General features: G+C 40.8%; 3 protein-coding genes. All 3 read right to left on the minus strand.

The window, feature by feature from the left end; genetic code table 11:
- The coding region (locus WBG45_RS07050) for a DUF4139 domain-containing protein (protein ID WP_424413234.1) at window positions 1–725 on the minus strand (725 nt) is incomplete at its 3' end.
- 203 nt (window positions 726–928) lie between these two features.
- A complete protein-coding gene (locus tag WBG45_RS07055) occupies window positions 929–1480 on the minus strand; it encodes a nucleotidyltransferase family protein (protein WP_424413236.1) in 552 nt (183 codons plus the stop codon).
- Window positions 1481–1498: 18 nt separating this feature from the next.
- A partial coding sequence (locus tag WBG45_RS07060) for an acyl-CoA dehydrogenase family protein (RefSeq protein WP_424413237.1) occupies window positions 1499–2509 on the minus strand: 1011 nt, incomplete at its 5' end.

Raw genomic sequence — 2509 nt, forward strand, 5'->3', positions numbered from 1 at the left:
GTCAGTTTTTCAGGTAACGTATATAAATAATAATCGGCAAAAGCTTGGCGTTCCGGCTCCAGTGAATTTTGCTCGTAAAGGATTGTTTTTTGCAGACGACTTGGTGCCCGGTTCACTGTACCCGCCATTAATTTCACTTTCGAGTCTTGGTACGTCATTCCCGAGTTGTTCGTTAAACTTACCCAGCCAGTCAAATCGAAATCGTTCTCTCTGATTTGTGCAACATAATCTGTATCCCAGCTAAGCCCGCGAGTTAAATACGTCACACGACTATCTTCGGCAGTCTGCTCTTTGAAGCGCCACACGAGTGTCGGTTTTAACATCACTTCCTCTGATCCATCCGGCAACCGAATCTCACCTTCTGCATCGAGGACGATTTCCTGTGTTTGCAAGTCTGCGAGTACCAATCCATTTTGTGCACTTAACAAAAGATAGCTCTTTTCTTCTCCCGTTTTCTTATTGACGAGCCTGATTTGTTCCCCAACATACTTTTCTAGTAACTTGAATCGATCCCCCAAGTCATATTCATAGGTAAACTCCGTGACTTTCAGACCTTTCACCTGTACAGAATTCGATTCTATTAGTTGTGGAACGTCTACATAATGAATGAGGTGATCTTCAGAAAGTGGAGGAATGGAGCGTGTTTCTTGGACTAACGATAAGCCGTCATTATAAACCGTCAACGCTAAGTCTTTCGTTAAACTTGCAGGCATTATGGTCGGCATAACGGGACTCCTCCTCAGTGTTTTTGGAAAGTATATCATGATATGCGGTAAATCTTCTTGCAATACGTAGTCTCAATAGCCAAGAATTTTCACTCTTTAAAAACTTGATTAAGATGCTAACATCGTGATAAGTCATATACTAAATTCCTCGTTCATTTTTAGGTGACATAAAAATTTAAAAGCGACAGAAATAAACCTGTCGCTTACTCAACCATTACTTTTCCCCATGTAGATGACCACTTTTTTTGTACAACTCTTTCACGATAAATTTGTGATTTTTCAAAGGAAGGAGTAGGACGAATTTTCATCATGATTAAATCTTCTACTCCATAAGGGGCACATAAACGAAGTTCCCCCGCTTCATCCAAAGTGATCCCAATAGCAGTGGCAGTTTCCGGAAATTTCGACATTCCATCTATAGAGGATGTATAAGGTGCTACCTTGTTTAAGCTGTGCATCCTTGCTTGGTTTTTAACAGACCAAGGGATTGTCGGGTCTAAAGTACATAATGTTTTTTCATATAATTTTTCATTTTGTTCGTCTAGATGTTTCGAGTCAAAATAGATGACATCGACATCTGGAAGTATGGTTTTTTCAGAAAATCCATGTAACTCATCCCATACTTTTGCTCGTATAAAGCCCGCACATATCCACCAGTCAGGCAATTCAAGTTTCGCAGCTAATTCAATTACATCCATCATCCATTTATCTTTTGAAATAACTTCTACAATGTCTTGTTCGTTTATTAATTTCATGTTGAGCCTCGCTTACTCTTACAACCCCATCTTCTTCGCAACAATAACTTTCATGATTTCATTACTTCCCGCGTAAATGGACGCGACTGGAATATCACGATATCGTCGGGCAATTTTATATTCTTCCATATATCCGTAGCCCCCGTGTAATTGCAGGCATTCTCCGGAAATTTTCTTCGCTGTCTCTGTTAACCAATACTTTGCCATCGATACTTTTGAAACAATTTCTTTCCCTGCGATATGGTCTTCAATTAACGATTCCAAGAACGAATGACCGAGCTCGACTTCAGTTGTCATTTCTACTAGTTTAAATTGAGTATTTTGAAAAGAAGCAATGGGTTTTCCAAAAGCTTTTCGAGATTTAACATAATTCAGTGTCATTTCAACCATATCTTCAGAAGCGGTTTGGGCGGAAATTGCTACCATTAAACGTTCTTGCTGAAGTTTTTCCATCAAATACGTGAAGCCCTTACCTTCTTCGCCTAGGAGATTTTTCACTGGCACTCGGCAATCTTCAAAGTACAACTCTGCCGTATCTTGCGCGTGCATCCCTACTTTGTTCAATTTACGTCCACGTGTAAATCCAGGCATGCCTTCTTCAACGACTAGTAAGCTGATACCACGATGCTTCGGCTCAATTTGTGTATCGGTTTTTACTGCGACTAATATCAATTCCGCATTGATCCCATTAGTAATAAATGTTTTTGAACCATTCACAATATAATGATCGCCATCTTTCACAGCCGTTGTTTGAATCGCAGCTAAGTCAGATCCTGCTCCAGGCTCCGTCATGGCAATCGCTGTAATATGTTCACCTGTTACACACCCCGGCAACCAGCGCGATTTTTGTTCATCCGAGCCGTACGCTTCGAAATAGGGAACCACGATATCATTATGCAAACCAACACCCGTTAAGCTTGCTCCTACGCGTTCCAGTTCTTCACCAATAATCACCGCGTAACGAAAATCAGTTTCTAGCCCACCGTACGCTTCTTCGACTTGAGGACATAAATAACCCATTTCTCCAAG

Origin of the sequence: Paenisporosarcina sp., assembly GCF_049671445.1 — a bacterium.
Lineage (GTDB): Bacteria > Bacillota > Bacilli > Bacillales_A > Planococcaceae > Paenisporosarcina.